Annotated in this window: 26 protein-coding genes; 15 read left to right on the top strand and 11 right to left on the bottom strand. The window is 63.5% G+C overall.

From position 1 onward, the window contains the following. Positions 1–210: 210 nt before the first annotated feature. Positions 211–1,476, bottom strand: a complete 1,266-nt coding sequence (gene rho / locus C7G41_RS18645; RefSeq protein WP_007598612.1) for a transcription termination factor Rho — start codon at positions 1,474–1,476, stop codon at positions 211–213. 247 nt (positions 1,477–1,723) lie between these two features. Then, positions 1,724–2,158 (bottom strand): protoporphyrinogen oxidase HemJ, encoded by a 435-nt coding sequence (gene hemJ / locus C7G41_RS18650; protein ID WP_106943942.1) that lies wholly within the window; start codon positions 2,156–2,158, stop codon positions 1,724–1,726. A 459-nt stretch (positions 2,159–2,617) separates the two neighbouring features. Between hemJ and C7G41_RS18660 the strand changes: the two genes are divergently transcribed. Genes C7G41_RS18660 through dnaQ form a run of 4 tightly spaced genes read left to right on the top strand, consistent with a single transcriptional unit; the run spans position 2,618 to position 5,465 of the window. Further along, positions 2,618–3,457 carry a pyruvate, water dikinase regulatory protein gene (locus tag C7G41_RS18660; RefSeq protein ID WP_106943943.1) on the top strand — a complete coding sequence of 280 codons (840 nt, stop codon included), beginning with the start codon at positions 2,618–2,620 and terminating at the stop codon, positions 3,455–3,457. Positions 3,458–3,488: 31 nt separating this feature from the next. Then, positions 3,489–4,097 (top strand): Maf family nucleotide pyrophosphatase, encoded by a 609-nt coding sequence (locus C7G41_RS18665; protein WP_106943944.1) that lies wholly within the window; start codon positions 3,489–3,491, stop codon positions 4,095–4,097. 23 nt (positions 4,098–4,120) lie between these two features. Continuing rightward, positions 4,121–4,720: a dephospho-CoA kinase gene (gene coaE, locus C7G41_RS18670; RefSeq protein ID WP_106943945.1), complete on the top strand. Its 600-nt coding sequence runs from the start codon at positions 4,121–4,123 to the stop codon at positions 4,718–4,720. Between the two features lie 28 nt (positions 4,721–4,748). Further along, the gene (gene dnaQ / locus C7G41_RS18675) at positions 4,749–5,465 is read left to right on the top strand and encodes a DNA polymerase III subunit epsilon (RefSeq protein ID WP_106943946.1); all 717 of its coding nucleotides are present in this window, start codon (positions 4,749–4,751) and stop codon (positions 5,463–5,465) included. Here dnaQ and secB read toward each other — a convergent pair. Beyond that, positions 5,462–5,944, bottom strand: coding sequence for a protein-export chaperone SecB (secB, locus tag C7G41_RS18680; protein WP_007598595.1), 483 nt, complete (start codon positions 5,942–5,944; stop codon positions 5,462–5,464). The genes dnaQ and secB overlap by 4 nt on opposite strands. Before the next feature lie 415 nt (positions 5,945–6,359). Here secB and C7G41_RS18685 point away from each other — a divergent pair, with 415 nt between their 5' ends. Genes C7G41_RS18685 through C7G41_RS18695 form a run of 3 tightly spaced genes read left to right on the top strand, consistent with a single transcriptional unit; the run spans position 6,360 to position 9,167 of the window. Beyond that, on the top strand, positions 6,360–7,055 hold the full coding sequence (locus C7G41_RS18685; RefSeq protein ID WP_106943947.1) for a Tim44/TimA family putative adaptor protein: 696 nt from the start codon (positions 6,360–6,362) through the stop codon (positions 7,053–7,055). Then, the gene (locus C7G41_RS18690) at positions 7,033–8,580 is read left to right on the top strand and encodes a murein transglycosylase A (RefSeq protein WP_199198466.1); all 1,548 of its coding nucleotides are present in this window, start codon (positions 7,033–7,035) and stop codon (positions 8,578–8,580) included. Before C7G41_RS18685 ends, C7G41_RS18690 begins: the two co-directional genes overlap by 23 nt. After that, positions 8,577–9,167 (top strand): Smr/MutS family protein, encoded by a 591-nt coding sequence (locus tag C7G41_RS18695; protein WP_106943948.1) that lies wholly within the window; start codon positions 8,577–8,579, stop codon positions 9,165–9,167. Before C7G41_RS18690 ends, C7G41_RS18695 begins: the two co-directional genes overlap by 4 nt. 94 nt (positions 9,168–9,261) lie before the next feature. On the opposite strand, the gene C7G41_RS18700 is transcribed toward C7G41_RS18695, so the two are convergent. The 5 genes from C7G41_RS18700 to hslV all read right to left on the bottom strand — a co-directional run bounded on the left by C7G41_RS18700 (position 9,262) and on the right by hslV (position 13,766). Further along, positions 9,262–10,386: a hypothetical protein gene (locus tag C7G41_RS18700; RefSeq protein ID WP_106944065.1), complete on the bottom strand. Its 1,125-nt coding sequence runs from the start codon at positions 10,384–10,386 to the stop codon at positions 9,262–9,264. Positions 10,387–10,565: 179 nt separating this feature from the next. Next, positions 10,566–11,870 (bottom strand): ATP-dependent protease ATPase subunit HslU, encoded by a 1,305-nt coding sequence (gene hslU / locus C7G41_RS18705; RefSeq protein ID WP_106943949.1) that lies wholly within the window; start codon positions 11,868–11,870, stop codon positions 10,566–10,568. Between the two features lie 53 nt (positions 11,871–11,923). Then, positions 11,924–12,541, bottom strand: a complete 618-nt coding sequence (locus C7G41_RS18710) for a DUF2585 domain-containing protein (RefSeq protein ID WP_106943950.1) — start codon at positions 12,539–12,541, stop codon at positions 11,924–11,926. Further along, entirely contained in the window at positions 12,538–13,023 is a 486-nt protein-coding gene (locus C7G41_RS18715; RefSeq protein WP_106943951.1) for a GNAT family N-acetyltransferase, read from the bottom strand. The genes C7G41_RS18710 and C7G41_RS18715 overlap by 4 nt, the downstream gene beginning before the upstream one ends. Before the next feature lie 182 nt (positions 13,024–13,205). Then, on the bottom strand, positions 13,206–13,766 hold the full coding sequence (gene hslV, locus C7G41_RS18720; protein ID WP_106943952.1) for an ATP-dependent protease subunit HslV: 561 nt from the start codon (positions 13,764–13,766) through the stop codon (positions 13,206–13,208). A 191-nt stretch (positions 13,767–13,957) separates the two neighbouring features. On the opposite strand from hslV, the gene hisB reads away from it, so the two are divergent. From hisB to C7G41_RS18760, 8 genes are all read left to right on the top strand, one after another. Beyond that, positions 13,958–14,551 (top strand): imidazoleglycerol-phosphate dehydratase HisB, encoded by a 594-nt coding sequence (hisB, locus tag C7G41_RS18725; protein ID WP_106943953.1) that lies wholly within the window; start codon positions 13,958–13,960, stop codon positions 14,549–14,551. Between the two features lie 64 nt (positions 14,552–14,615). After that, positions 14,616–15,146, top strand: a complete 531-nt coding sequence (locus C7G41_RS18730; RefSeq protein WP_106943954.1) for a DUF2628 domain-containing protein — start codon at positions 14,616–14,618, stop codon at positions 15,144–15,146. Beyond that, positions 15,143–15,793 (top strand): imidazole glycerol phosphate synthase subunit HisH, encoded by a 651-nt coding sequence (hisH, locus tag C7G41_RS18735; RefSeq protein ID WP_106943955.1) that lies wholly within the window; start codon positions 15,143–15,145, stop codon positions 15,791–15,793. The genes C7G41_RS18730 and hisH overlap by 4 nt, the downstream gene beginning before the upstream one ends. Beyond that, on the top strand, positions 15,781–16,527 hold the full coding sequence (gene hisA / locus C7G41_RS18740; protein WP_199198467.1) for a 1-(5-phosphoribosyl)-5-[(5-phosphoribosylamino)methylideneamino]imidazole-4-carboxamide isomerase: 747 nt from the start codon (positions 15,781–15,783) through the stop codon (positions 16,525–16,527). The genes hisH and hisA overlap by 13 nt, the downstream gene beginning before the upstream one ends. Positions 16,528–16,537: 10 nt before the next feature. Then, entirely contained in the window at positions 16,538–17,314 is a 777-nt protein-coding gene (gene hisF / locus C7G41_RS18745) for an imidazole glycerol phosphate synthase subunit HisF (RefSeq protein ID WP_106943956.1), read from the top strand. Between the two features lie 101 nt (positions 17,315–17,415). Further along, positions 17,416–17,742, top strand: a complete 327-nt coding sequence (locus C7G41_RS18750; RefSeq protein ID WP_007598445.1) for a phosphoribosyl-ATP diphosphatase — start codon at positions 17,416–17,418, stop codon at positions 17,740–17,742. Between the two features lie 20 nt (positions 17,743–17,762). Further along, positions 17,763–18,719 (top strand): type I pantothenate kinase, encoded by a 957-nt coding sequence (coaA, locus tag C7G41_RS18755; RefSeq protein ID WP_007598451.1) that lies wholly within the window; start codon positions 17,763–17,765, stop codon positions 18,717–18,719. Positions 18,720–18,818: 99 nt separating this feature from the next. Beyond that, positions 18,819–19,106: a hypothetical protein gene (locus C7G41_RS18760; protein ID WP_106943957.1), complete on the top strand. Its 288-nt coding sequence runs from the start codon at positions 18,819–18,821 to the stop codon at positions 19,104–19,106. Positions 19,107–19,119: 13 nt separating this feature from the next. Here the strand turns inward: C7G41_RS18760 and C7G41_RS18765 are convergent, their stop codons facing one another. The 3 genes from C7G41_RS18765 to C7G41_RS18775 all read right to left on the bottom strand — a co-directional run bounded on the left by C7G41_RS18765 (position 19,120) and on the right by C7G41_RS18775 (position 23,190). Beyond that, positions 19,120–20,178, bottom strand: a complete 1,059-nt coding sequence (locus C7G41_RS18765; RefSeq protein WP_106943958.1) for an AI-2E family transporter — start codon at positions 20,176–20,178, stop codon at positions 19,120–19,122. A gap of 55 nt (positions 20,179–20,233) precedes the next feature. After that, positions 20,234–20,863: a histidine phosphatase family protein gene (locus C7G41_RS18770; RefSeq protein ID WP_106943959.1), complete on the bottom strand. Its 630-nt coding sequence runs from the start codon at positions 20,861–20,863 to the stop codon at positions 20,234–20,236. 101 nt (positions 20,864–20,964) lie between these two features. Further along, on the bottom strand, positions 20,965–23,190 hold the full coding sequence (locus C7G41_RS18775) for an ATP-binding protein (protein WP_199198479.1): 2,226 nt from the start codon (positions 23,188–23,190) through the stop codon (positions 20,965–20,967). Positions 23,191–23,205: the final 15 nt, after the last annotated feature.

The following is a 23,205-nucleotide window of genomic DNA, read 5'->3' on the forward strand; positions in this document are numbered from 1 at the left end:
CGATGCAATATATCCGCTGTCGTTTGCTGCAACAATTACTCGCCGCAGAACGATTGGTGTTCTAAAATGACTATAATATAAGCGATATCAATAGCTTATAAGAATCTAAGCGTAGGGGCAGGTGCTCCGCCATGCTGCACCTTCGCTGCAACAAAGCCGCACAAAGAAAAAGGGCGCCCGAAGGCGCCCTTTGATCATGCTGCACTGCAATCAGGTGTTCATCGAGTCGAAGAACTCGGAATTGCTCTTGGTCGAGCGCAGCTTGTCGAGCAGGAAGTCGATTCCGTCCATCGTCCCCATCGGGTTCAGGATACGGCGAAGCACATACATCTTCTTCAGGACCACCGGATCGGTAATCAGCTCCTCCTTGCGGGTGCCGGAACGCGAAATGTCGATCGCCGGGAAGGTCCGCTTGTCCGAAACCTTGCGGTCGAGGATCAGCTCGGAGTTACCGGTGCCCTTGAACTCTTCGAAGATGACTTCGTCCATGCGGCTGCCGGTATCGACCAGCGCGGTCGCGATGATCGTCAGCGAGCCGCCCTCCTCGATGTTGCGGGCGGCGCCGAAGAAGCGCTTCGGCCGCTGCAGCGCGTTGGCATCGACACCGCCGGTCAGCACCTTGCCCGATGACGGCACAACGGTGTTGTAGGCGCGGCCGAGGCGCGTGATTGAATCCAGCAGGATCACGACGTCACGGCCATGTTCGACCAGACGCTTGGCCTTCTCGATCACCATCTCGGCGACCTGGACGTGGCGCACCGCCGGCTCGTCGAAGGTCGAGGAGACGACCTCGCCCTTCACCGAGCGCTGCATGTCCGTGACTTCTTCCGGACGTTCGTCGATCAGGAGCACGATTAGATAGCACTCGGGATGATTATGCGCGATCGAGTGCGCGATGTTCTGCATCAGCACGGTCTTGCCCGTGCGCGGCGGCGCGACGATCAGAGCGCGCTGGCCCTTGCCGATCGGCGCAACGATGTCGATCACCCTTGCAGACAGGTCTTTCCGCGTCGGATCGTCGATTTCCATGCGGAAGCGCTGATTCGGAAACAGCGGCGTGAGGTTGTCGAAATTGACCTTGTGCTTGGCCTTTTCCGGATCCTCGAAATTGAGCGTGTTGACCTTGAGCAGCGCAAAATAGCGTTCGCCCTCTTTCGGGCTGCGGATGTGGCCTTCGATGGTGTCGCCGGTGCGCAGGCCAAAACGGCGGATCTGCGAGGGCGAAACGTAGATGTCGTCCGGGCCCGGCAGATAATTCGCATCGGGCGAGCGGAGGAAGCCGAAGCCGTCGGAGAGAACCTCGACGACGCCTTCGCCGACGATGTCGGTCTCGGCAAGCGCAAGCTGCTTGAGGATGGCGAACAGCAGTTCCTGCTTGCGCATCGTGCTGGCATTCTCGACCCCGTTCTCTTCCGCGAACGAGACGAGCTCGGCCGGCGTCTTCGACTTGAGGTCCTGGAGTTTGATTTCCCGCATTGGGGTGGTCCTGTGGGGTAACCTGGGGAGGGGGTGCGAGGAGGCTCTGAAATGCGGACGCGAAAAGGCAAGGTCCGCAGGTCTGGCAAGGAGAGTGCCGGTGAGGCTTCAAACCTGATGGGGTGTCCGGCCTCTGGAAAGCTCAGACACAACCACATCCGCCTGCGTTGGGTGGGATATCGCTAATATAGAAAATCGCCTCACACTCCGCAAGCCGAAGCGCTGAGCGATTGTTCGCGATCCTTGCCTAGAACGGCTTCACGATCACCATGATGACGATCAGAATCATCAGGACAGTCGGCACCTCGTTGATAATACGGTAGAATTTCTGACTTCGGGGGCGCCGGTCTGCTGCGAAATCCTTCAACCAGCGCGAAAAAAAGCCGTGGACCGCCGACATCGCCAGGACCAGTGCCAGTTTTACGTGCAGCCAGCCGAAAGTGAACCAGTGTCCAGCCCAGGCGAGATAGAGCCCGGCGAGCCAGGTCACGATCATGGCGGGGTTGATGATCGCCTTGAACAGCCGCCGTTCCATGACCTTGAACGTTTCCGACTGCTTCGAGCCGATTTCGGCCTCGCAATGATAAACGAACAGCCGCGGCAAATAGAGCATGCCCGCCATCCAGGAGATGACCGCGATCACATGCAGCGCCTTGATCCAGAGGTAGACGTCTTCGAACATGTCTGGGGTCCGGATTCCTGACCAGCCGAGGGGAACGCTGGGGATAGTAAGAAGTCGTTAAGGTCTTGCCTGCACACATATCCGTCCGTAGCGCCCTTCTCCAATAAGAATCTTAGATTCTTAAGGTTTGAGTCTATGTGACGGTGAATTGGACTCACACATTTCCGTCCGCCCGTTCACACGCGCTTGTTCACATCCATCAACATATCCTCTGAGAGCTCCGGCCGCTTTCGATAAGTCGGTCGCCTTCAAAGGCTTGCGCGTTTCTGTCGACAGCTTATCAAGAGGGTTGTCGGCATAATCCCGTTTCGCCTTCGGCAGGGCGTCGAAGTTGTTCTCAGGGGCAGTGGTGTGAAGAAAATTGGCACTTGTCCCGCCCCCGGTGTCGCACATCCCTTTCCGAGGGGTTAAGCTCCACAGAAATCCACAAACCACACCGTCTTCATACAAAGGGCTTTTGTGCCGACCTCGAACAATTATTTTCATCTGCACCTCGTCTCCGATTCCACCGGAGAGACGCTGATCACGGTCGCGCGCGCCGTTGCTGCCCAATACGCCAACGTGACCCCGGTCGAGCACGTCTATCCGCTGGTGCGCAGCCAGAAACAGCTCGATCGGGTGCTCGACGAGATCGAGGAAGCGCCGGGAATCGTGCTGTTCACGCTGCTTGAGAAGGATCTGGTCTCCAGGCTCGAGGACAAGTGCAAGGGGATCAATGTTCCGAGCCTGTCGATCATTGGCCCGGTGATGCAATTGTTCGAGGCCTATCTCGGCGCTGCCACGACCGGCCGGGTCGGCGCCCAGCACGTCCTCAATGCCGAATACTTCAAGCGCATTGACGCGTTGAACTACACGATGATCCACGATGACGGTCAGCATGTCGAAGGGCTCGACGACGCGGACGTGGTGCTCGTCGGTGTCTCCCGCACTTCCAAGACCCCGACGTCGATCTATCTTGCCAACCGTGGCATCCGCACTGCCAACGTGCCGCTGGTTCCGGGCATTCCGGTTCCCTCGCAGTTGGAGACGTTGACGCGACCGCTGGTGGTGAGCTTGCATGCGACGCCGGAACGCTTGATCCAGGTGCGCCAGAACCGCCTGCTTTCCATGGGCGCCGATTCCAGCAGCGACACCTATACCGACAAGCAGTCGGTCGCCGAGGAGGTCGCATTTGCCCGCAAGCTGAGCGCCAAGCACGATTGGCCGCTGCTCGACGTCACGCGGCGCTCGATCGAGGAAACCGCCGCGGCGATCATGAAACTCTACAGCGATCGTCAGCGTAACCGGCCTTCTCAATAGTCTTGGGAAAAGTCTTGGGAATGATTTTGCGATGAGTCTGTGGCTCGGCAAATCTTCGTTGATCCTGGCCTCGCAGAGCAGCGCGCGAAAGATGCTGCTGGCCAATGCCGGGCTCGAGTTCAAGGCGATCACGGCTGATATCGACGAGCGCGGTATCCAAGCCGCCTCCGGGCTTTCTGGTCCGCGCGAGATTGCCTTGCTGCTGGCGCGCGAAAAAGCCAGAGCAGTCTCGGCCCATCACGCCGGAAGCACCGTCATCGGTGCGGATCAAACGCTGGCGCTTGGCGATCGCCTCTTCAACAAGCCTGCAGGCCGCGCCCAGGCGTTGGCGCAACTGCGCGATCTCTCCGGCCATAGCCATGAGCTGAATTCCGCCGTGGCGATCGCACGCGATGGCGAGATCATCTTCGAGGACGTCTCGATCGCCCGCCTCACCATGCGGCAGATGACCGAGGCCGAGCTTTCGGTCTATCTCGACGCCGCCGGCGATGCCGTCACCAGCAGCGTCGGCGGCTATCAGCTCGAAAGCCTGGGTATCCATTTGTTCGAGCGCATCGAGGGTGATCACTTCACCATTCTCGGCTTGCCGCTGCTGCCGCTGCTTGCGTTCCTGCGGCGCGAGCGGCTAGTTGCGGTGTGATTGGCAGATAGGGCTGGGTGCTGATGCGGATCCTGGGACTGACCGGCTCGATCGGGATGGGCAAATCCACCACCGCGAAATTATTCGCGGAGGCTGGCGTGCCCGTCTACGACGCCGATGCGGCCGTCCATCAGCTCTATGAGGGCGAGGCTGCGCCCGCGATCGAGGCCGCCTTCCCCGGCACCACCGCGAACGGCAAGGTCGATCGGCCAAAACTGTCGGCGCGCGTGGTGCACGATGCTGCCGCCATCAAGCAGCTTGAGCAGGTCGTTCATCCGATGCTCGGCGCTTCCCGGAAAAAATTCTTCGCCGACGCCGAAGCCGCCAACGCGCCGGTCGTGGTGCTGGACATTCCGCTGCTGTTCGAGACGGGTGGCGAGACGCGGGTCGATGCCGTGGTCGTCGTGACGACGTCTCCGGAACTGCAGCGCGAGCGGGTGCTGGCGCGCGGTACGATGGACGAGGCCAAGCTCGACGCCATCATCGCCAAGCAGACACCCGACGCGGAAAAGCGCAAGCGTGCCGATTTCGTGGTGGATACGTCGCACGGACTCGACCCAGTGCGCGCCCAAATCGCGCACATCCTGGCCGAGGTTGTTAAGATGCCGCAGCGGCGAGCCTGATTCGCCGCCTGACACGGCTTCTTGGATCATGCGCGAAATCGTTCTCGACACCGAAACCACCGGCCTCGACCCGCTGCGGGGGGACCGCCTGGTCGAAATCGGCTGCGTCGAGATGCTCAATCGCATGCCGACGGGGCAGAGTTTCCACGTCTACATCAATCCCGAAAGGGACATGCCGGCAGAAGCCTTTGCGGTGCACGGGCTGTCGGCCGAGTTTCTGGCGACGAAGCAGCTGTTTCACGAGGTCGTTGACGATTTTCTGGAGTTCATCGGCGACGCGCCGCTGGTGATCCACAACGCCTCGTTCGACATCAGCTTCATCAATGCCGAGCTCGACCGGATCAAGCGCACGGCGATCCCGCGCGAGCGGCTGGTCGATACGCTGCTGCTGGCACGGCGCAAGCATCCCGGCGTGTCGAACCGGCTCGACGATCTCTGCTCGCGCTATGCGATCGACAATTCACGCCGGACCAAACACGGCGCGTTGCTCGACGCCGAGTTGCTTGCGGAAGTCTATGTGGATCTGGTCGGGGCGCGGCAATCGCAGCTGCTGCTGGCTTCGGAATCCGAGGAGACTCGCGCCAATGGGGCTGCCGATGCGCCGCGGCGGCAGCGGCCGGCGCCGCTCACACCGCGGATTTCAGACGCCGAGCGCGAAGCCCACCGGGCCTTCATCGCAACGCTCGGCGACAAGGCGATCTGGAACGAGTTCTTGCCCGCTCCAGCTGCCCCTTTGGCTGGTTAAGCCTGGCCGCTCGGCTGAGCGGCCATTTGCCGCTCCATGTTCTGACGATAGAGGCCGACGAAATCGACCGGATCCAGCATCAAAGGCGGGAAACCGCCGTCGCGCACGGCAGTGGCGATGATCTCACGGGCGAACGGGAACAGCAGGCGCGGGCATTCGATCATGACCAGCGGATGCAAATTGTCCTTCGGCACGTTGGAGATGCGGAACACGCCGGCATAAGCGAGCTCGAACGAGAACATGATCTTGCCGGCGGTCTCGGCCTTGCCCTCGACCGACAGCGTCACCTCGAACTCCTGTTCGCTCAGGTTGTTGGCGCTGACATTGATCTGGATGTTGATCTGGGGCGGCTGGCTCTGCTGCTGGAGCGAGCTGGGCGCATTCGGATTTTCGAACGAGAGGTCCTTGGTATATTGCGCCAAGACGTTGAGCTGGGGAGCCTGGGCCGCCTCGGGAGGGGTGCCGTTACCGTTGGTCATAAGAGTGTCTCCTTACCCGATTGGGCTGAATTTCGCGGCGGTTGGCTAACATAGGGCTACCTCGTTCCACAAGGACGAACGGTCCCGGATGGGGAATTCCGGCCACGCCCGCAACTGTGGCGTTCATCCCGCCGATCCAGCGAAACCGCGCCTTAAACGATTGAAGATGCGCGATTTCCGGGCAGGATCGGGTTTCCCCTTAAGCATAAAACGCGCTACACTCGCTGCTGTGCCAAAAGGCGCCATTGGCCGGGCAAGATTTCGTGCCTACATCCCACGGACCTGACGCGCGGACCCGAAATGGTGATGTAGACTTGCCGTTCCGGTATGGAACGGTCTACTGGCCGGATCGATTTTCCCGGCACGACCCCTTCGAGACGGCCCCTTCTACAGACGACCAGAAAGCGAATACGACGTGGACATCTACACCATCATCTTCCTGGCGCTGGCGGTCTTCATCTTTCTGAGGCTGCGCAGCGTGCTGGGGCAGCGCACCGGTAACGAGCGACCGCCGTTCGACCGCAACGCGCTCCAGGGTGCCCAGGAAAAGAACGTCGTCACCATGCCAGGCAAGGTCATCGACCAGGCCCCCTTGGCGCCGACGGCCGAGCCGACCCCGCCCTCCGACCGCTGGAAGGGCCTGACAGAGCCGGGCACCGTGCTCGCCCAGGGTCTCGACTCCATCGTCGAAAAGGATTCCACCTTCGATCCGCGCCATTTCATCTCCGGCGCTCGCGGCGCCTATGAGATGATCGTGCTGGCCTTTGCCAATGGCGACCGCCGTTCGCTAAAAGACCTGTTGTCGTCGGAGGTCTATGACAGCTTCGATGCCGCCATCAAGGAGCGCGAGAAGAACGAGCAGAAGACTGAGACGCGCTTTGTCTCGATCGACAAGGCCGAGCTCGTCGGCGCCGAGCTGCGCGACCGCACCGCCCAGCTCACGATCCGCTTCGTCTCGCAGATGATCTCGGCCACGCGAGACAAGGCCGGCAACATCGTCGACGGCAGCGCCGACACCGTCGCCGACATCACCGACATCTGGACTTTCGCCCGCGACATCACCTCTCGCGATCCGAACTGGAAGCTGGTTGGCACCGGAAGCGCGAATTAGGGTTTTCCTGAAGACCAGCGCGACGGCGCTTTGCGCAGGTGCCGTCGCGCTGTCGTCGTTTTCACTCGGCGCCGAGGCGGCGCGGCGCCACTATCGCAGCCATCACCATCATCTTCCGGAATTGCCTGCCGCGCCGGCGCGCGCCTTGCCGTATCCGCAGCTTCCCCTGCCGTTCGAGATTCCCGGTGCGCAATATCTGCCGCTGGCCTGGGCCGACGTGACGGGCTGGAGCGACGACAATCATCTTGCCGCCTACAAGACCTTTCGCGCGAGCTGCCGTCCGATCAGCGCACACACCGGCACTGCCGAACCGAAGGCATTGGGCGCCTCGCTGGGCGAGCCCTGCCGAGTCGCCAAATCGCTCGAGCTCACCGACGACGCCAGCGCCAAAACCTTCTTCGAGGAGAATTTTGCGCCGTTGCGGATCTCGCGCCTCGGCGAGCCCGATGGTTTCGTCACCGGCTATTACGAGCCGGTGCTGGAGGGATCGCGCACCCAGACCGACGTCTACAACGTCCCGGTCTATCGCCGCCCCTCGAATCTTTTCGTGCGCGGCTACAAGCAGGATTCGGTCAGCCTGCCCAACAAGGGCCCGGTCTATCGCAAGATCGGCCGCCGCAAGCTCGTGCCCTATTACGATCGCGCCGAGATCGAGGACGGCAAGATCGCCGGCCGCGGACTCGAGATCGCCTGGCTGAAGGACCCGACCGATCTGCTGTTCGCCCAGATCCAGGGTTCGGCGCGGATCAAGTTCGACGACGGCGGCACGGTCCGGCTCAATTACGACGCCTATAACGGCTACCCTTATACGGCGGTCGGTCGCATCCTGATCGAGCGCGGCATCATTCCGAAGGAAGAGATGTCGATGCAAAAGATCAGGGAGTGGATGGCGCAGACCCCGGACGGTGCCAGGGAGCTGCGGCGCCAGAACCGCTCCTACATCTTCTTCCGCGAGGTCAATCTGTCCGACAAGGAGGAGGCGGTCGGCGCGCAAGGTATCCCTCTGACAGCCGGCCGCTCGATCGCGGTGGACAAATCGCTTCATGTCTACGGCACGCCGTTTTTCATCGAAGGCGAGCTGCCGATCGATTCCGAACGCGCGAAGACGCCGTTCCATCGGCTGATGATCGCGCAGGACACCGGCTCGGCCATCATCGGTCCTGCGCGCGCAGATCTCTATTTCGGCGCGGGCGCGGATGCCGGCCGGGTCTCCGGGCGGCTGCGCCATGCCATGCATTTTGTGATGCTGGTGCCGAAAGGCCTCGATCCCACGCCGCGCGCCGCGCGGCTCCCGGTGCCCGACCCCAGGCCCTCGGAGAAGATCGCAAAGCTGTTTCCGCAAACGGAGCCCGCGAAGGATCCGGCCAAGGATACTGCCAAGCCGGCTCCGGCTGCGGTCGCGCAAGGTAAAGGCGAGACTGTCGCTGTCGCCGACCCAATCCCGTTGCCAGTACCGCGTCCTGTGATCGAGCCCGTTCAAGAGCCCCGACGGCCGGTCAAGAATCGTTCCCATCGACAGCAATGAAGCGATCGTCCCGTCCGCCCGTGCTGGAGCCTCGTCCCTCGCCGCGCCGTCGCGCGCTGAGCGAGGAAGAGCGCGCGCTGTGGGATACCATCGCAAAGCACGTCAAGCCGCTGAGGAAGCATCGGGGCGCCAAGGTGCAGGCCACACCGCGCACCGAGCCTTCACCTGCAGCGCCCGCCACGCGGCCTGCGCCCTCGCCACGTCCGATTGCCGCTGCCCCGGCACCGCGTGCAGCGAAGCCGGCGGTCCCGCCGCTGGCGCCGCTCGGCAAGCGTGAGCGTACAAAACTGTCGCGCGGGCGCAGCGAGATCGAGGCGCGGCTCGATCTGCACGGCATGACCCAGATGCGCGCCCATCGCGCGTTGACCGGCTTCCTGCACCGCGCCCATCATGACGGCCTGACCTTCGTGCTCGTCATCACCGGCAAGGGCCGAAGCGGCGGCGAAAGCGGCGTGCTCCGCCGCCAGGTGCCGGAATGGCTGAGCCTGCCGGAATTCCGCGCCTTCGTCGTGGGGTTTGAAGAGGCCGCTATCGGCCATGGCGGCGAGGGCGCGCTTTACGTGCGGATCAGGCGAGCGAGGTTTTAACCGCAGGTGAGGGATCTCTCCTCTTGGGGAATCCCTTTGCGGAGAAAGCCCTCTCCCCAACCCTCTCCCGCAGGCGGGAGAGGGGGCACACCGCCTAAAACGGCCGCACGATTCCGACGCGCGGGATCAGTGTGAGGATCAGGGCGAAGATATTCGTCTTCTGATCTTCTGCCGGAATCAGCGGTGTCTCGCGTGCGGCGGGCAGCATCTTCACGGCGTGCAGGATCAGGAACATGCAGACCGCCCAGTTCGAGATCCAGCGCGAATAGTCGAACACCATCGCGAACATCACGAGACAGGCGAGGCTGACGCCGGCGAGCGCCGCGATTACGAGACGGCGATGCGTGTCGCTTGCGAGCGCGCCGATCAGGTTGGCAAAATAGCGCCACAGCGGTGTGTGCAGCCAGATCAGCAGCACGAATACGGGCACGCCGAGGATGTTGTGGGGCAGGCGGCCCCAGGTGTCGGAAACCTCCTGCGTGAGCGGCTGATACCAGATGTAGGCAAACTGCAGCAGGTCGGTCCGCGATGGATCGGCCATCCGGCTCTTCAGGTAGGCAACGAAATCCGCCTCCGGGATCGGCATCGTTCCCCAAAACTGCGCGGCGAAGAACAGCGTGGAGACGGCCAGCAGGGCAACGACGCCGAACGCGACATTGGTGCGATCGCAGCCCTGCGTCAGATAGTGCCTGATCACGACGATGGTGATGATGGTCGGCACATACATCAGGAGATGGATGTGGTGGATCAGGACGAGAACGATCGAGAACAGCGCAGCCAGCGCCACGAACAGCAGCGAGCCGGCCGGCACCAGCAGCAGGATGATCGCCAGCGCGCAGCCATAGATGTCGAAATGGCCGAGCGTGTGCATGAAGTTCTTGAGGAAGAACGGCGAGCCCGCGATGAAGACGAACGTCGGCAATGTCTTGGCGGTGAAGCCGAACGTCTTCTGGAACAGTCTTGCGTAAAGCCCGAGCGTCACCAGCCATGTCGCGCCGCCGAGCGCGAACACTAGCCATAGCGGCACCTTGTCGGTGAACAGCGCGACGATTGCCCCGATCAGCGCGCGCTTGATGAAGCCGAAATGGTAGTCGACGAGGAGGTGGATATAGGGGACGTAAGGCGGCAGCTGGATCTTGTGAACGAAGACGCCGACGATGACCACCGCGTTGATCGCGAGCAGGAGACGCCAGGGATTTTTTTGAAGGTCAGCGAGCATATGGCACTCGACGCGCGGCACCCTCCGCTGTCGTCCCGGCGAAAGCCGGGACCCATAGCCACGAATGTTCGTTTTGATCCAATACTGGGGCCGCTATCTTTTCCAACGATCACTGCCGGTGGTTATGAGTCCCGGCTTTCGCCGGGACGACGGCCAGTTGATAGCGTGGCCGCCCGGAATTACAAAATGAACCGGCTCAGATCCGCGTTCTTGGCGAGGTCGCCGACGTGCTTCTGCACGAAATCGGCGTCGACCCTGACGGTCTCGCCGCTGCGGTCGGGGGCGGTGAAGGAGATCTCGTCCAGCACCCGCTCCATCACGGTCTGCAGCCGCCGCGCGCCGATGTTCTCGACGGTGGAATTCACGGCCACCGCGACGTCGGCAAGCGCGTCGATGGCGTTGTCGGTGATGTCGAGCGTGACGCCCTCGGTCTGCATCAAGGCGACATATTGCTTGATCAGCGAGGCTTCGGGCTCGGTCAGGATACGGCGCATGTCGTCGCGGGTCAGCGCCTGCAGCTCGACGCGGATCGGCAGGCGGCCCTGCAGTTCCGGCAACAAATCGGACGGCTTGGCGACGTGGAAGGCACCTGAGGCAATGAACAGGATGTGGTCGGTCTTCACCGCGCCATGCTTGGTCGAGACCGTGGTGCCCTCGATCAGCGGCAGCAGGTCGCGCTGCACGCCCTCGCGCGAGACGTCGCCGCCGGCGCGGCCTTCGCGGGCGCAGATCTTGTCGATCTCGTCCAGGAACACGATGCCGTTGTTCTCGACTGCGCTGATCGCTTCCATTGTCAACTGATCGCTGTCGAGCAGCTTGTCGGATTCCTCGTTGACGAGGATCTCGTGTGAGCTCTCCACCGTCAGCCGTCGCGTCTTGCTGCGTCCGCCCAGCTTGCCGAAGATGTCGCCGATCGACACCGCGCCCATCTGCGCGCCAGGCATGCCCGGGATCTCGAACATCGGAAAGCCGCTGCCGCCGCCTTGCGTCTCGATCTCGATTTCCTTGTCGTTGAGCTCGCCCGCGCGCAGCTTCTTGCGGAAGGAGTCCCGCGTCGCCGCGCTGGAATTGGCGCCGACCAGGGCGTCGAGCACGCGCTCTTCGGCGGCGAGCTGCGCGCGTGCATGCACGTCTTTGCGCTTGCGCTCGCGGACCTGGGCGATCGCGACCTCGACGAGATCGCGCACGATCTGCTCGACGTCGCGGCCGACATAGCCGACCTCGGTGAATTTCGTCGCCTCCACCTTCAGGAACGGCGCGTTGGCAAGCTTGGCGAGCCGCCGCGCGATCTCGGTCTTGCCGACGCCGGTGGGGCCGATCATCAGGATGTTCTTCGGCAGCACCTCTTCGCGCAAGGAGCCGGTGAGCTGCTGCCGCCGCCAGCGGTTGCGTAGCGCGATCGAGACGGCGCGCTTGGCATCGGCCTGGCCGACGATGAAACGGTCGAGTTCGGAAACGATTTCGCGGGGGGAGAAGTCTGTCATGGGACCTTAGCTAGGATCAGATGCGGGGCGGGACAAGCCGCTTTTTTTGGCCGTCAGATGATCGGCGGACCCGATTGCCATTGTTTCACGGCCTCGATCGGATGGATTAGCATCAGGATATTGAGGGTCAGATTGTCGCGAATATGGAGCGCCAGCATGATTTCGAAGGCGAGCCCGAGCAGAACGGTCACTGATACAGGCAGCAGGCGCGCAGCGAGGAAGCCCAGCATCATGGACAGATTGTCAGAGACCGAATTGACGATGCTGTCGCCGAAATAATCCAGCGAGATCGTGCCGGCGCGGTAGCGTTCGATGATGAACGGCGAGTTCTCGACGATCTCCCAGGCGCCCTCGATCAGCATGGCGATGATCAGGCGCGCGGGCCAGGACAGGGACACGAACGGCAGCCGCGCGAACAGCAGCCAGGTCAGTCCGTAGAACAGGAAGCCGTGCAGGATGTGCGAGAAGGTGTACCAGTCGGCGATGTGCTGCGAATTCTCCGAGCTGTTCACCACGCCATGCCACAGCTTGACATAGCCGCAGGTGCAGATCGGCACCCGGCCCATCGCGAACAGGATCGAGGCCTGCATCGCCAGCAGAAGCAGCGCGATGCCGACCCAGGCGAGCGGTGGAAACGCAGCCTTGCTCTCGTGCGCGGTTGTCAGCGTCATCGCTCGCGCACCATCAGAAGTGCCGGCCCGTCCGGTGTCTCGACCATACGTTCCCGGACAAAGCCGGCCTTCTCATAGGCACGCACGGCCCGCGCGTTGAGCGGATCAGGATCAGTGACGATGCGCGGCAGACCGTCTCGCAACTGCGCGTCGGCGAATTGGCGGATGAAGGCCGAACCGTGCCCGCGCGCGATCATGTCGCTTTCGCCAATGAACTGATCGATGCCACGGGTGGCCTCCGGTTGCGGCCCAAGACCCGTATTCCAGGCGGTCAGGCGGTAGCATTGAAGATAGCCGAACGGCTTGTCGCCGGCCAACACGATGAACTGATCCATAGCGGGGTCATCGAGATCGCCACTGACGAGCGCGAACTGCTCGTCCGGATCGCCCCACCATTCCCGCACATGTGCTTCGCCCAGCCATCGCCGGATCAGCGGCAGGTCGGTCACGGTCATCGGGCGGAAAGTGTAGGCGAGGGTCATCTAGCGGCTACGGCGGTGGTGCACTCCCTCTCCCGCCTGCGGGAGAGGGTTGGGGAGAGGGTGCGTCGGCAATGGGACAGCGCCCAAGAGGACAGAACCCTCACCCGCGCCTTCGGCGCGACCTCTCCCGCAAGCGGGAGAGGTTACAGCTGGTCCGGAGGTCCGCTGTCCAGCCACAAGTCCTACCCGGCCGACAGCGCTTCGACGGTGACATTGCGGTTGGTGTAGACGCAGATGTCGGCGGCGATGTCGAGGGAGCGGCGGACGATGGTCTCGGCGTCCTTGTCGGTGTCGAGCAAAGCGCGGGCGGCCGCCAGCGCGTAATTCCCGCCCGAGCCGATCGCCATGACGCCGGCTTCGGGCTCCAGCACGTCGCCGGTACCTGTCAGCACCAGGGAAACGTCCTTGTCCGCCACGATCATCATGGCCTCCAGCCGCCGCAAATAACGGTCGGTGCGCCAGTCCTTGGCGAGCTCGACGGCGGCCCGGGTCAATTGCCCCGGATATTGCTCGAGTTTGGCTTCCAGACGCTCGAACAGCGTGAAGGCGTCGGCCGTGGCGCCGGCAAAGCCGCCGATGACGTCGCCCTTGCCGAGTTTCCGGACCTTCTTGGCGTTGTGCTTGATCACGGTCTGGCCGATCGAGACCTGGCCGTCGCCGCCGACCACCACCGTGCCGCCCTTGCGGACCGTCAGAATCGTGGTGCCGTGCCAACCCGGGGAGCTGTTTGGGGAGTCCTGCATGAATGATCCTCGTTGTCCGGGCTGATTTAGGCGGTCGGGAGCGGGGGCACAACGGGCCGCTCCGGGCCCAATTTCGCTCACCATAGGCAGAAGTAGAGGCCCGGCCAGCCGTTGCCGCAGTAGCGAAGGCGTCATTTGGCTGTTAAAAGACCGGCGTTTTCGGCCCCGAACGAGGATGAAAGCTAGTTTTGATGCGCACCGCGACGATCAAGCGCAAGACCAAGGAAACCGACATCGAGGTCACCGTGAACCTCGATGGCACCGGCGTGTCCAATATCGCGACCGGCATCGGCTTTTTCGACCATATGCTCGATCTCCTCGCCCGCCATTCCCGCATCGACCTCACGGTCAAGGCGGTCGGCGATTTGCACATCGATCATCACCATACCACCGAAGACACCGGCATCGCGCTCGGCCAGGCCCTCAAGCAGGCGCTCGGCAACATGGCGGGCATCACCCGCTATGCCGGGGTGCACATGCCCATGGACGAGACTCTGTCGCGCGTGGTCATCGACATCTCGGGCCGCCCGGTCCTGGTGTTCAAGGTCGACTTCCCCCGCGACAAGATCGGCGAGTTCGACACCGAGCTGGTGCGCGAGTGGTTCCAGGCCTTCGCCATGAACGCGGGCGTGACTCTTCACGTCGAGACCCTATATGGCGATAACAGCCACCATATCGCCGAGTCCTGCTTCAAGGGTCTGGCACGGGCGCTGCGCACCGCCGTCGCGATCGATCCGAAGGCGGTGGGCGAGATCCCGTCCACCAAGGGCTCGCTCGGCGGCTGACATCTCGGGCCGGCGGCGCGCGCCGTTTGCGGTATCACTGAATTCCTAGGAACAGGGCATCGCCATGTCCGTCTACACAGTTCATGCTCCCTCCCCTGCAGGAGCCGATCTGCGCGCGACTGACAAATTCGTCTTCGTGCGCGACGGCTTCCATTTCTGGGCGATGATCTTCGGCCCGCTCTGGCTGCTGTGGAATCGGCTGTGGCTGGCGCTGATCGGCTGGGTGATCTTCGTTGCCGCGTTCAATGTCGGGCTGTCCAGCCTCGGCGTCGGCCGTTCGTCGATCTTCTTCGCCGACGTCATCGTCGCGCTGCTGATGGGATTCGAGGCCTCCAGCCTGCGCCGCTGGACGCTGTCGCGCGGGAAATGGCGACAGCTCGACGTGGTGATCTCCGACGACGAGGACACTGCCGAGCGACGCTTCTTCGAGCGCTGGAGCCAGAAGCAGCGCGGCATCGTCAACGATCAATGGGCCGTCGATCGCGGCGGCCCGCCGCCGACCCGCAACGTCCCGGGTCAGCAATTCTCCAACCCGCCGCCGATGCCGGCGGGTGGCATCATTGGTTTGTTTCCAGAACCGGGAGGGTCAAGATGAGCGTCGCCATCATCGATTACGGTTCCGGCAATCTGCATTCGGCCGCCAAGGCGTTCGAGCGCGCCGCGCGCAGCATGGACAACCCGCAAAAGGTGTTCGTCACCAGCGATCCGGACCAGGCCTACAGCGCCGACCGTCTGGTGCTGCCGGGCGTCGGCGCCTTTGCCGATTGCCGGCGCGGGCTCGATGCCGTCAACGGCATGGTCGAGGCGATCACCGAGGCGGTGCGCGTCAAGGCGCGGCCGATGTTCGGCATCTGTGTCGGCATGCAGCTGTTCGCCACCCGCGGCAAGGAGCATGTCATCACGCAAGGCCTGAACTGGATCGGCGGCGACGTCGAGAAGATCACGCCGCGCGACGAGAGCCTCAAGATCCCGCACATGGGCTGGAATACGCTCGATGTGCTGCGCGAGCATCCGGTGCTGGACGGGCTGCCGCTCGGCCCCAAGGGCCAGCACGCTTATTTCGTGCACTCCTATCACCTCAATGCCGCCAACGAGGCGGACGTGCTCGCGCGCGCCGATTACGGCGGGCCGGTGACAGCGATCGTCGGCAAGGACACCGCCATCGGGACGCAGTTTCACCCCGAGAAGAGCCAGCGCTTTGGTTTGGCCCTGATCTCGAACTTTTTGCGATGGAAACCGTGATTCTCTTTCCCGCGATCGACCTCAAGAACGGCCAATGCGTGCGCCTCGAACAGGGCGACATGGCGCGCGCGACCGTGTTCAACCTCAATCCCGCCGCCCAGGCGGCGAGCTTCGTCGCGCAGGGCTTTGAATATCTCCACGTCGTCGATCTCGATGGCGCGTTTGCCGGCAAGCCGGTGAATGCGCAGGCCGTCGAGGCGATGCTGAAGACGATCACGATTCCGGTGCAGCTCGGTGGCGGCATTCGCGATCTCGCGACTGTCGAGGCCTGGCTCGACAAGGGCATCACCCGTGTCATCATCGGCACCGCCGCGGTGCGCGACCCCGAACTGGTGAAGGCTGCCGCCAGGAAATTCCCCGGCCGCGTCGCGGTCGGGCTTGATGCCCGTGACGGCAAGGTCGCGGTCGAAGGCTGGGCCGAGACCTCGCAGGTGACGGTGCTGGAGATTGCACGGCGTTTCGAGGATGCCGGCGTCGCCGCCATCATTTTCACCGACATTGCGCGCGACGGCCTGCTCAAGGGCCTGAACCTCGACGCGACCATTGCGCTGGCGGATGCCATCTCGATTCCGGTGATCGCCTCCGGCGGCCTCGCCTCGATCGAGGACGTCAAGGCGATGCTGACGCCGCGCGCGAAAAAGCTCGCCGGCGCGATCGCCGGCCGCGCACTCTATGACGGCCGTCTCGAGCCGGCCGCCGCCCTTGCCCTGATCCGCAACGCACGCGCTGCCTAGGAGACCTCCGATGTTCAAGGTGCGCGTGATCCCATGCCTCGACGTCAAGGACGGCCGCGTCGTCAAGGGCGTCAACTTCGTTGATCTGCGCGATGCCGGCGATCCCGTCGAAGCGGCGATTGCCTATGACGCTGCCGGCGCCGACGAACTTACGTTTCTCGACATCACCGCGACCCATGAGAACCGCGGCACCATGCTGGACGTGGTCCGGCGCACCGCGGAGGCCTGCTTCATGCCCCTCACCGTCGGCGGCGGCGTGCGTGAGGTCGACGACATCAAGACGCTGCTGCGCGCGGGCGCCGACAAGGTCTCGATCAACAGCGCCGCGGTGTCGCGACGTGAGTTCGTCAAGGAAGCCGCCGAGAAATTCGGCGGGCAATGCGTGGTGGTCGCGATCGACGCGAAGCGGGTCAAGCGCGCCGGTGGCGGAGAGCGCTGGGAGATATTCACCCATGGCGGCCGCAACTCGACCGGCATCGACGCCATCGAATATGCCCAGGAAGTGGTCTCGCTCGGCGCCGGTGAAATCCTGCTCACCTCGATGGACCGCGACGGCACGCGGCAGGGTTTCGACATCCCGCTGACCCGGGCGGTCGCCGACAGCATTCCCGTTCCCGTGATCGCCTCCGGCGGCGTCGGCAATCTCGACCACCTCGTCGACGGCATCCGCGACGGCCACGCCACCGCCGTGCTGGCCGCCTCGATCTTCCACTTCGGGGAATTCACCATCCGCGAAGCCAAGGAGCATATGTCCCGGCGCGGGCTGCCCATGCGCCTCGATGCCTGACGACTCCCGTCCATAAAAATGCTACATGATCGGCGGGGACCGGCTTATCCCGCCAGGTAACCGGCCAATCATCGGCCAAGGCGCGTTTTCCGGGTATCTGTATGCCGCGTTTCACGATCCACGATCTGGCCGAGACAATCGACGCCCGCGCGGCAGCGGGTGGCGAGGCGTCCTATACCCGCAAGCTCCTCGACAAGGGCGCCGAACATTGCGCCAAGAAGTTCGGTGAGGAAGCAGTCGAAACCGTAATCGCAGCAGTCGAAAACGATCGCGCGCATCTGATCGCGGAAGGCGCCGACCTGCTCTATCATTTCCTTGTGCTGCTCAAGGCCCGCGGCGTAAAGCTGGAAGAGGTCGAGGCCGCATTGGACAAGCGGACCAATATGTCAGGGTTGGAAGAAAAGGCGTCGCGCAAGGGCGGCAGCTAGCCGAGGTGGAGAGTCGCGTCATGGATATCCGCGCACCCGAGCAGCAGTATAATCCGTACCGCGTCTATACGCGCGAGGAGTGGTCGCGACTCCGCGACGACACGCCGATGACGCTGGAGCCGGGCGAGTTCGACCGGCTGCGCTCGCTGCACGACCGCCTCGACTTGCAGGAGGTTGAGGACATCTACCTGCCACTGTCGCGCCTGCTGTCGATCTATGTCGATGCGATGCAGCGGCTCTATTACGCGGAGCGCCAGTTTCTCAATATCCGCGACCGCAAGATGCCCTACATCATCGGCGTCGCCGGTTCGGTCGCGGTTGGAAAATCCACCACGGCCCGCGTGCTTCAGGCGCTGCTGGCGCGCTGGTCGCCGCGTCCCAAGGTCGAGCTGATCACCACCGACGGATTTCTGTATCCCAACGCCGTGCTGGAACGGCAGGGCATCATGCAGAAGAAGGGATTTCCGGAGAGCTACGACCTGCCGCTGCTGCTCAGCTTCCTCTCCGACATCAAGGCCGGCCGCCGCCATGTGCGCGCGCCGGTCTATTCGCATTTGACTTACGACATCGTGCCGAACCAGTGGGCCGAGATCGACCAGCCCGACATCCTGATCGTCGAGGGCGTCAACGTGCTGCAGACCGGCAAGCTGCCGCGTGACGGCAAGGCCGTGCCCGTGGTGTCCGACTTCTTCGATTTCTCGGTCTATATCGACGCCGACGAGGCCGCGCTGCGGCAGTGGTACATCAGGCGCTTCCTGTCGTTGCGCGACACCGCGTTCACCAATCCGAAATCCTACTTCAATCGCTATGCGCTGTTGTCGGACGAGGAGGCCACCGCCACCGCGATCGCGATCTGGGAACGCACCAACCTCGCCAATCTCGAGGATAACATCCTGCCGACCCGCCCCCGCGCGACCCTGATCCTGAAGAAGGGCGCAGACCACACGGTGGCGAGCGTGGCGCTCAGGCGGCTGTAATCGCGGCGGTCGACGGGCCTAGCCCGCGCGCGCAGAGTGTCTTTTGTTGCAGACCGACAAAGGGTATTCGGCTATGACCTTCGTAAACGCGAGGGCACCATGGTTGATCGTCTCAGAAGCGCTGCCGAGCAGCTGGAAGCTCCGATCTGCCCGGACTGCCATATCGAGATGAAGTGGTTCCGTTCCGAGCTGCTGGCGGATGAGCCGACCCCGATCATCGCGCATCTTTTCGTATGCCCGCATTGCAAGCGCGCGGCCAAGGCAGACACCATGTTCACGGGAGGCCAGGCGGCGCGTGACAAGCTGTCCGCGCCGCGGTTTATGGCTTATGCCGCATACCGTTCGGGGCCGGCCGGATTCGGCACTCGGCTGACCGCCGGGTCGTGACTCGACATGACGATCATTTCCGGACCTCCTGTCGCGCTTTCGAGCCGATGAAGATGTGCCACGCCGTGAGAAACATCGCGGCGACGAGTGGGCCTATGACGAACCCGTTCGCTCCGAAAGCCGCAAGGCCGCCCAGGGTGGCGAGCAGCACGACATAGCTCGGCATTTGGATCGACTGGCCGACCAGAATCGGGCGGAGAAAATTGTCCGCAAGACCGATCACGAAGGTCCCGAAAGCGAGCAGGATGATCCCTTTCGTGACTGAGCCTGCCACCAGCAAATAGAGTGCGACCGGAACCCAAACCAGGGCGGAGCCGAGCACGGGCAGGAGCGAGAGCAACGCCATGAGGGCGCCCGCGAGCAGCGGCGCCGTCAAGCCGAGCAGCCAGAAAATCAGCCCGCCAAGCGCCCCCTGAATCAGGGCAACGAGAACGATCCCTTTGATCGTCCCGCGAACCGCCAGGGTGAACGCCTTCAGAATCTCGGTGGTGTGGCTCGGCCGCAGCGGAAGCGCGTCGCGAATCCGTGCGTTGAGCTCGTCACCATCGCGGAGCAGAAAGAACAGCAGGTACAACATCACGAGCAGGCTTGCGACGAACTCCAGCGTCAACTGACCGATGTTGATGGCGTGGCCCGCCAGCTGTTGGCCGGCAGGGACGACCAGACCCGAGAGACGTTCTTTCAGGGCCGAAAAATCAATGCTGGCCAAGCGATCCGACAGCGATGCAGCCCAAGCGGGCAACGCGGATTTCACCTGCTCCAGGGGATGAGCGAAACTGATCTCCCCACTCTGAGCGCGCTGATACAGCTCCCCACCCTGGTCGATGAGCGAGGCGATCACGATCGCCACGGGGATGAGGACCATGACGATCACGGCGACGACGGTGAACGATGCGGCAAGGTTGCGCCGCCCCGGAAGCGTTTCCAGGGCGCGTCGATAGAGTGGCGCGAAGATGATCGCCAGAAGCGTGGCCCACAACAACGCGCCGGAGAACGGCCAAAGCACCCACCCGAACGCAAGGGTGATCGCGGCAAGCAGGATGAGGAATGAGCGGTCTTCCGAGGTTCTCACGTGTTCGCCAGCCCTTCTGTTGCCAGAGTATGATCCGGACCTGAAGTCCGGGCCGTCACTTGTCCGCTTTCGCGGTCCAGTCGGCGAGCTTGATGCGTCCTGCAAAGGTTGCGGGACCCGAGCTGCTGGCCTTGTAGACGAAAGCTTCGCCTTCCTGCACGTCCCCGGCGTCCTTGCCGAAGGCATCCGCGATGTTGGTCTTGTGGGTGACCAGGAAGGTGTTGGTGCCGGCCTTGGGCGGTGCATCGACGAGCTGCCGCACGGCCTGGCCTGCCTTTGCATTTGCACCGGTCGGATTTGCCATGCCCGACGCACTCGCGTTGCTGCTGTCCGTCAATGCATCGACTGGCTTCACCTCGCGGCCGGAGATCAGTCTGCCTGCCTCGATCGCGCGGTTCAGCCGGCTGGTGTAGATATCGCCGATCGGGATCGCGCGTTCCTTGATGGCCGTCCCGATCTGGCGCGCCATGTCGCGGCCCTTCTCACTGAGCTGACGCTGGGCGCTCATGTCGTCGAACTTGAAAGGGTAGACATCCTTTTGGCTGTCGTCGGTGGCGGTGTGGCGAAACACCAGCACGTAGCCGCCTTGCTTCAGCGAGGCGATCAGGTGCGGGCTATCTGCCGCGGTGGCTTGAGTGGAACCCCAGAGAAGGATCACGAAGGCGAGGCGGCAAAGCATGTTCATGCGAAATCCTCTGCTTAAATGCCCCAGAGGATGGTGACGCGCGCCGCGGTCGATTTCAATTGTCGATTGCCGGCCGAGATCGGGTTCCTATGAAATCCGGGTCAAACCGCGAGCTGCCGCGCCGCCGCCAGTCCGGCCAGCGCCTCTTCCAGCTTCTCGCGATCGAGCGGCTTGATCAGAAACCCGTTCATGCCCGCTTCAAAGCAGGCGTAGCGATCTTCCACCAGCGTATTGGCGGTGAGCGCGAGGATCGGCGTGTGATGGCCGCCTTTGGCGGCCTCATGCGCACGGATTCGTTTTGTCGTCTCGATGCCGTCGAGCTGCGGCATCTGGATATCCATCAGCACGAGATCATAGGGCGTGCCGGCCGATGTCGCGCCGAGCCAGGATTCCAGCGCGGCCTCGCCATGGACGGCGATGACGACGCGGTGGCCGAGTTTCGTCAGCAGCGAGCGCATCAACAGCGCGTTGATCTCGTTGTCCTCGGCGACGAGAATCGACAGGCCTTTCACCGGTACCGCGCCGGCGGATGGGATCGATGGCTCCGGCGCGAGATCGGGCGAGGCGACCTCAGGGGGCAGCGCGAGGCGTGCGGCGAGTGAGGCGGCGCGCAGCGGCTTCACCAGGAAGCCGGTGAAGGCCGGCGAGAGTTTCTCGTGGCGCGAGCCTGATGTCAGCAGCACGAGGCGTTGCGTCGCATGGCTGCGTGCGGCTTCGCCGAGGCGGTCGGCGAGGGCAGCGCCGAGTGCGCGATCGATCAGCACCGAATGCCATGAACGTTCCGGCAGCAGTGCTTCCGCCACCGCCGCGTCCGTCACCATGCAGGTCTGGCCGCCCCAGCGCTCCAGCCGCCGCGCGATCAGCGAGGCCTCGATGCCGTCGGCGATCAGCAGGATCGACTTGCCCGCGAGATCGGGACTCGGGAATGCCGTCTGTTCCGCGCCGGCGGGAGATGGCGCCAGCGGGACTGCGACCTCGAAGGTCGAACCCTTGCCCGGCTCGCTCGTGAGCGTGATGCGGCCGCCCATGCGCTTGACGATGCGCTCGCTGATCGCGAGGCCCAGCCCCGTGCCGCCATAGGTGCGGGCGACGCGTTCGTCGGCCTGCTCGAATTCGCGGAAGATGCGCTGTTGCGCGTCGGCTGCGATGCCGATGCCGGTGTCGCGCACCAGAAAACTGATCTCGTTCGGCCAGATGCTGGGCTCGACGATCAGCGCAACGCCGCCGCTCGCGGTGAACTTGATGGCGTTGCCGGCGAGGTTGAGCAGCACCTGGCGCAGCCGCGCGGCATCGCCGACCACCTCGAGCGGCAGCCGCTCGTCGACATAGGCGGCGATCTCGAGCTTCTTTGCCTGCGCGCGAGGCGCGAGCAGTTCGGTGATGTCCTCGATCAGGGCCGAGAGCGCGAAGGGACGCTGCTCGAGATCGAGCTTGCCGGCTTCGATCTTGGAATAGTCGAGCAACTCCTCGATCAGCGCCATCAGCGCTTCGCCGGAGGTCTTCACGGCCTTGGCGTAGGTCGACTGCTCCGGCGTCAGCGTGGTGTCGAGCAGCAGCCCGCCCATGCCGATGATGCCGTTGAGCGGCGTGCGGATCTCGTGCGAGGCCATGGCCAGGAAGCGCGATTTGGCCCGGTTGGCGGCATCGGCCTGATCGCGGGCGTCGGACAGCGCACGCTCGGTCTCGGTGCGGTCGGTGACATCGCGTCCGACACTCTGCAATTCGGCAGGCTGGCCGGCGTCGAGGCGGACATAACCTTCGCGCCAGGCGATCCAACGCGCGCCGAGCGGGGATGCGATCTTCTGGTCGTGAATGCGCGTACCGTTGCTCTCGCGGGCGCTGTCGCCCTGCTCCAGCACCGCGAAATCAAAGCGCGTGCCGACCAGTGCGCCGCGCGCCTGTCCGGCGAGCGCGCAATAGGCGTCGTTGGCGAAGGTGATGCGGCCGCTTGTGTCGCGCAGCACGATCAGATCGCCCTGCTGTTCGAACAGGCTGCGCGCGCGCTCCTCGGCCTCCTTCAGCTCCCAATTGCGGTCGATCAGCGTTTCGTTGTGGGCCGCCAGCGCACGCATCCGCTTGTTGACGAAGCGCAGGCGCATGCTGAGCGTGGCGAGGCCGAGGCAGGCGAGCGCGAACAGGAAACTGACGCCGATCGCAAACGCATTGGGATCGTAGCCGGACGTCTCGGATCGACTGCCGGAGACAAACCCGTAGGCGCCGCCGAAGGTCGCCGAGAAGATCATGATGGAGCGGATCGCGAAGGCGATTCTGGGGTACTGTCGCCTGAAGCGGCGCATGCGCACCTTGATCCGGAACGTCCGATCCATCGCCACCGACCCGAC

The organism is Bradyrhizobium sp. MOS002 (assembly GCF_003020115.1).
Classification (GTDB): domain Bacteria; phylum Pseudomonadota; class Alphaproteobacteria; order Rhizobiales; family Xanthobacteraceae; genus Bradyrhizobium.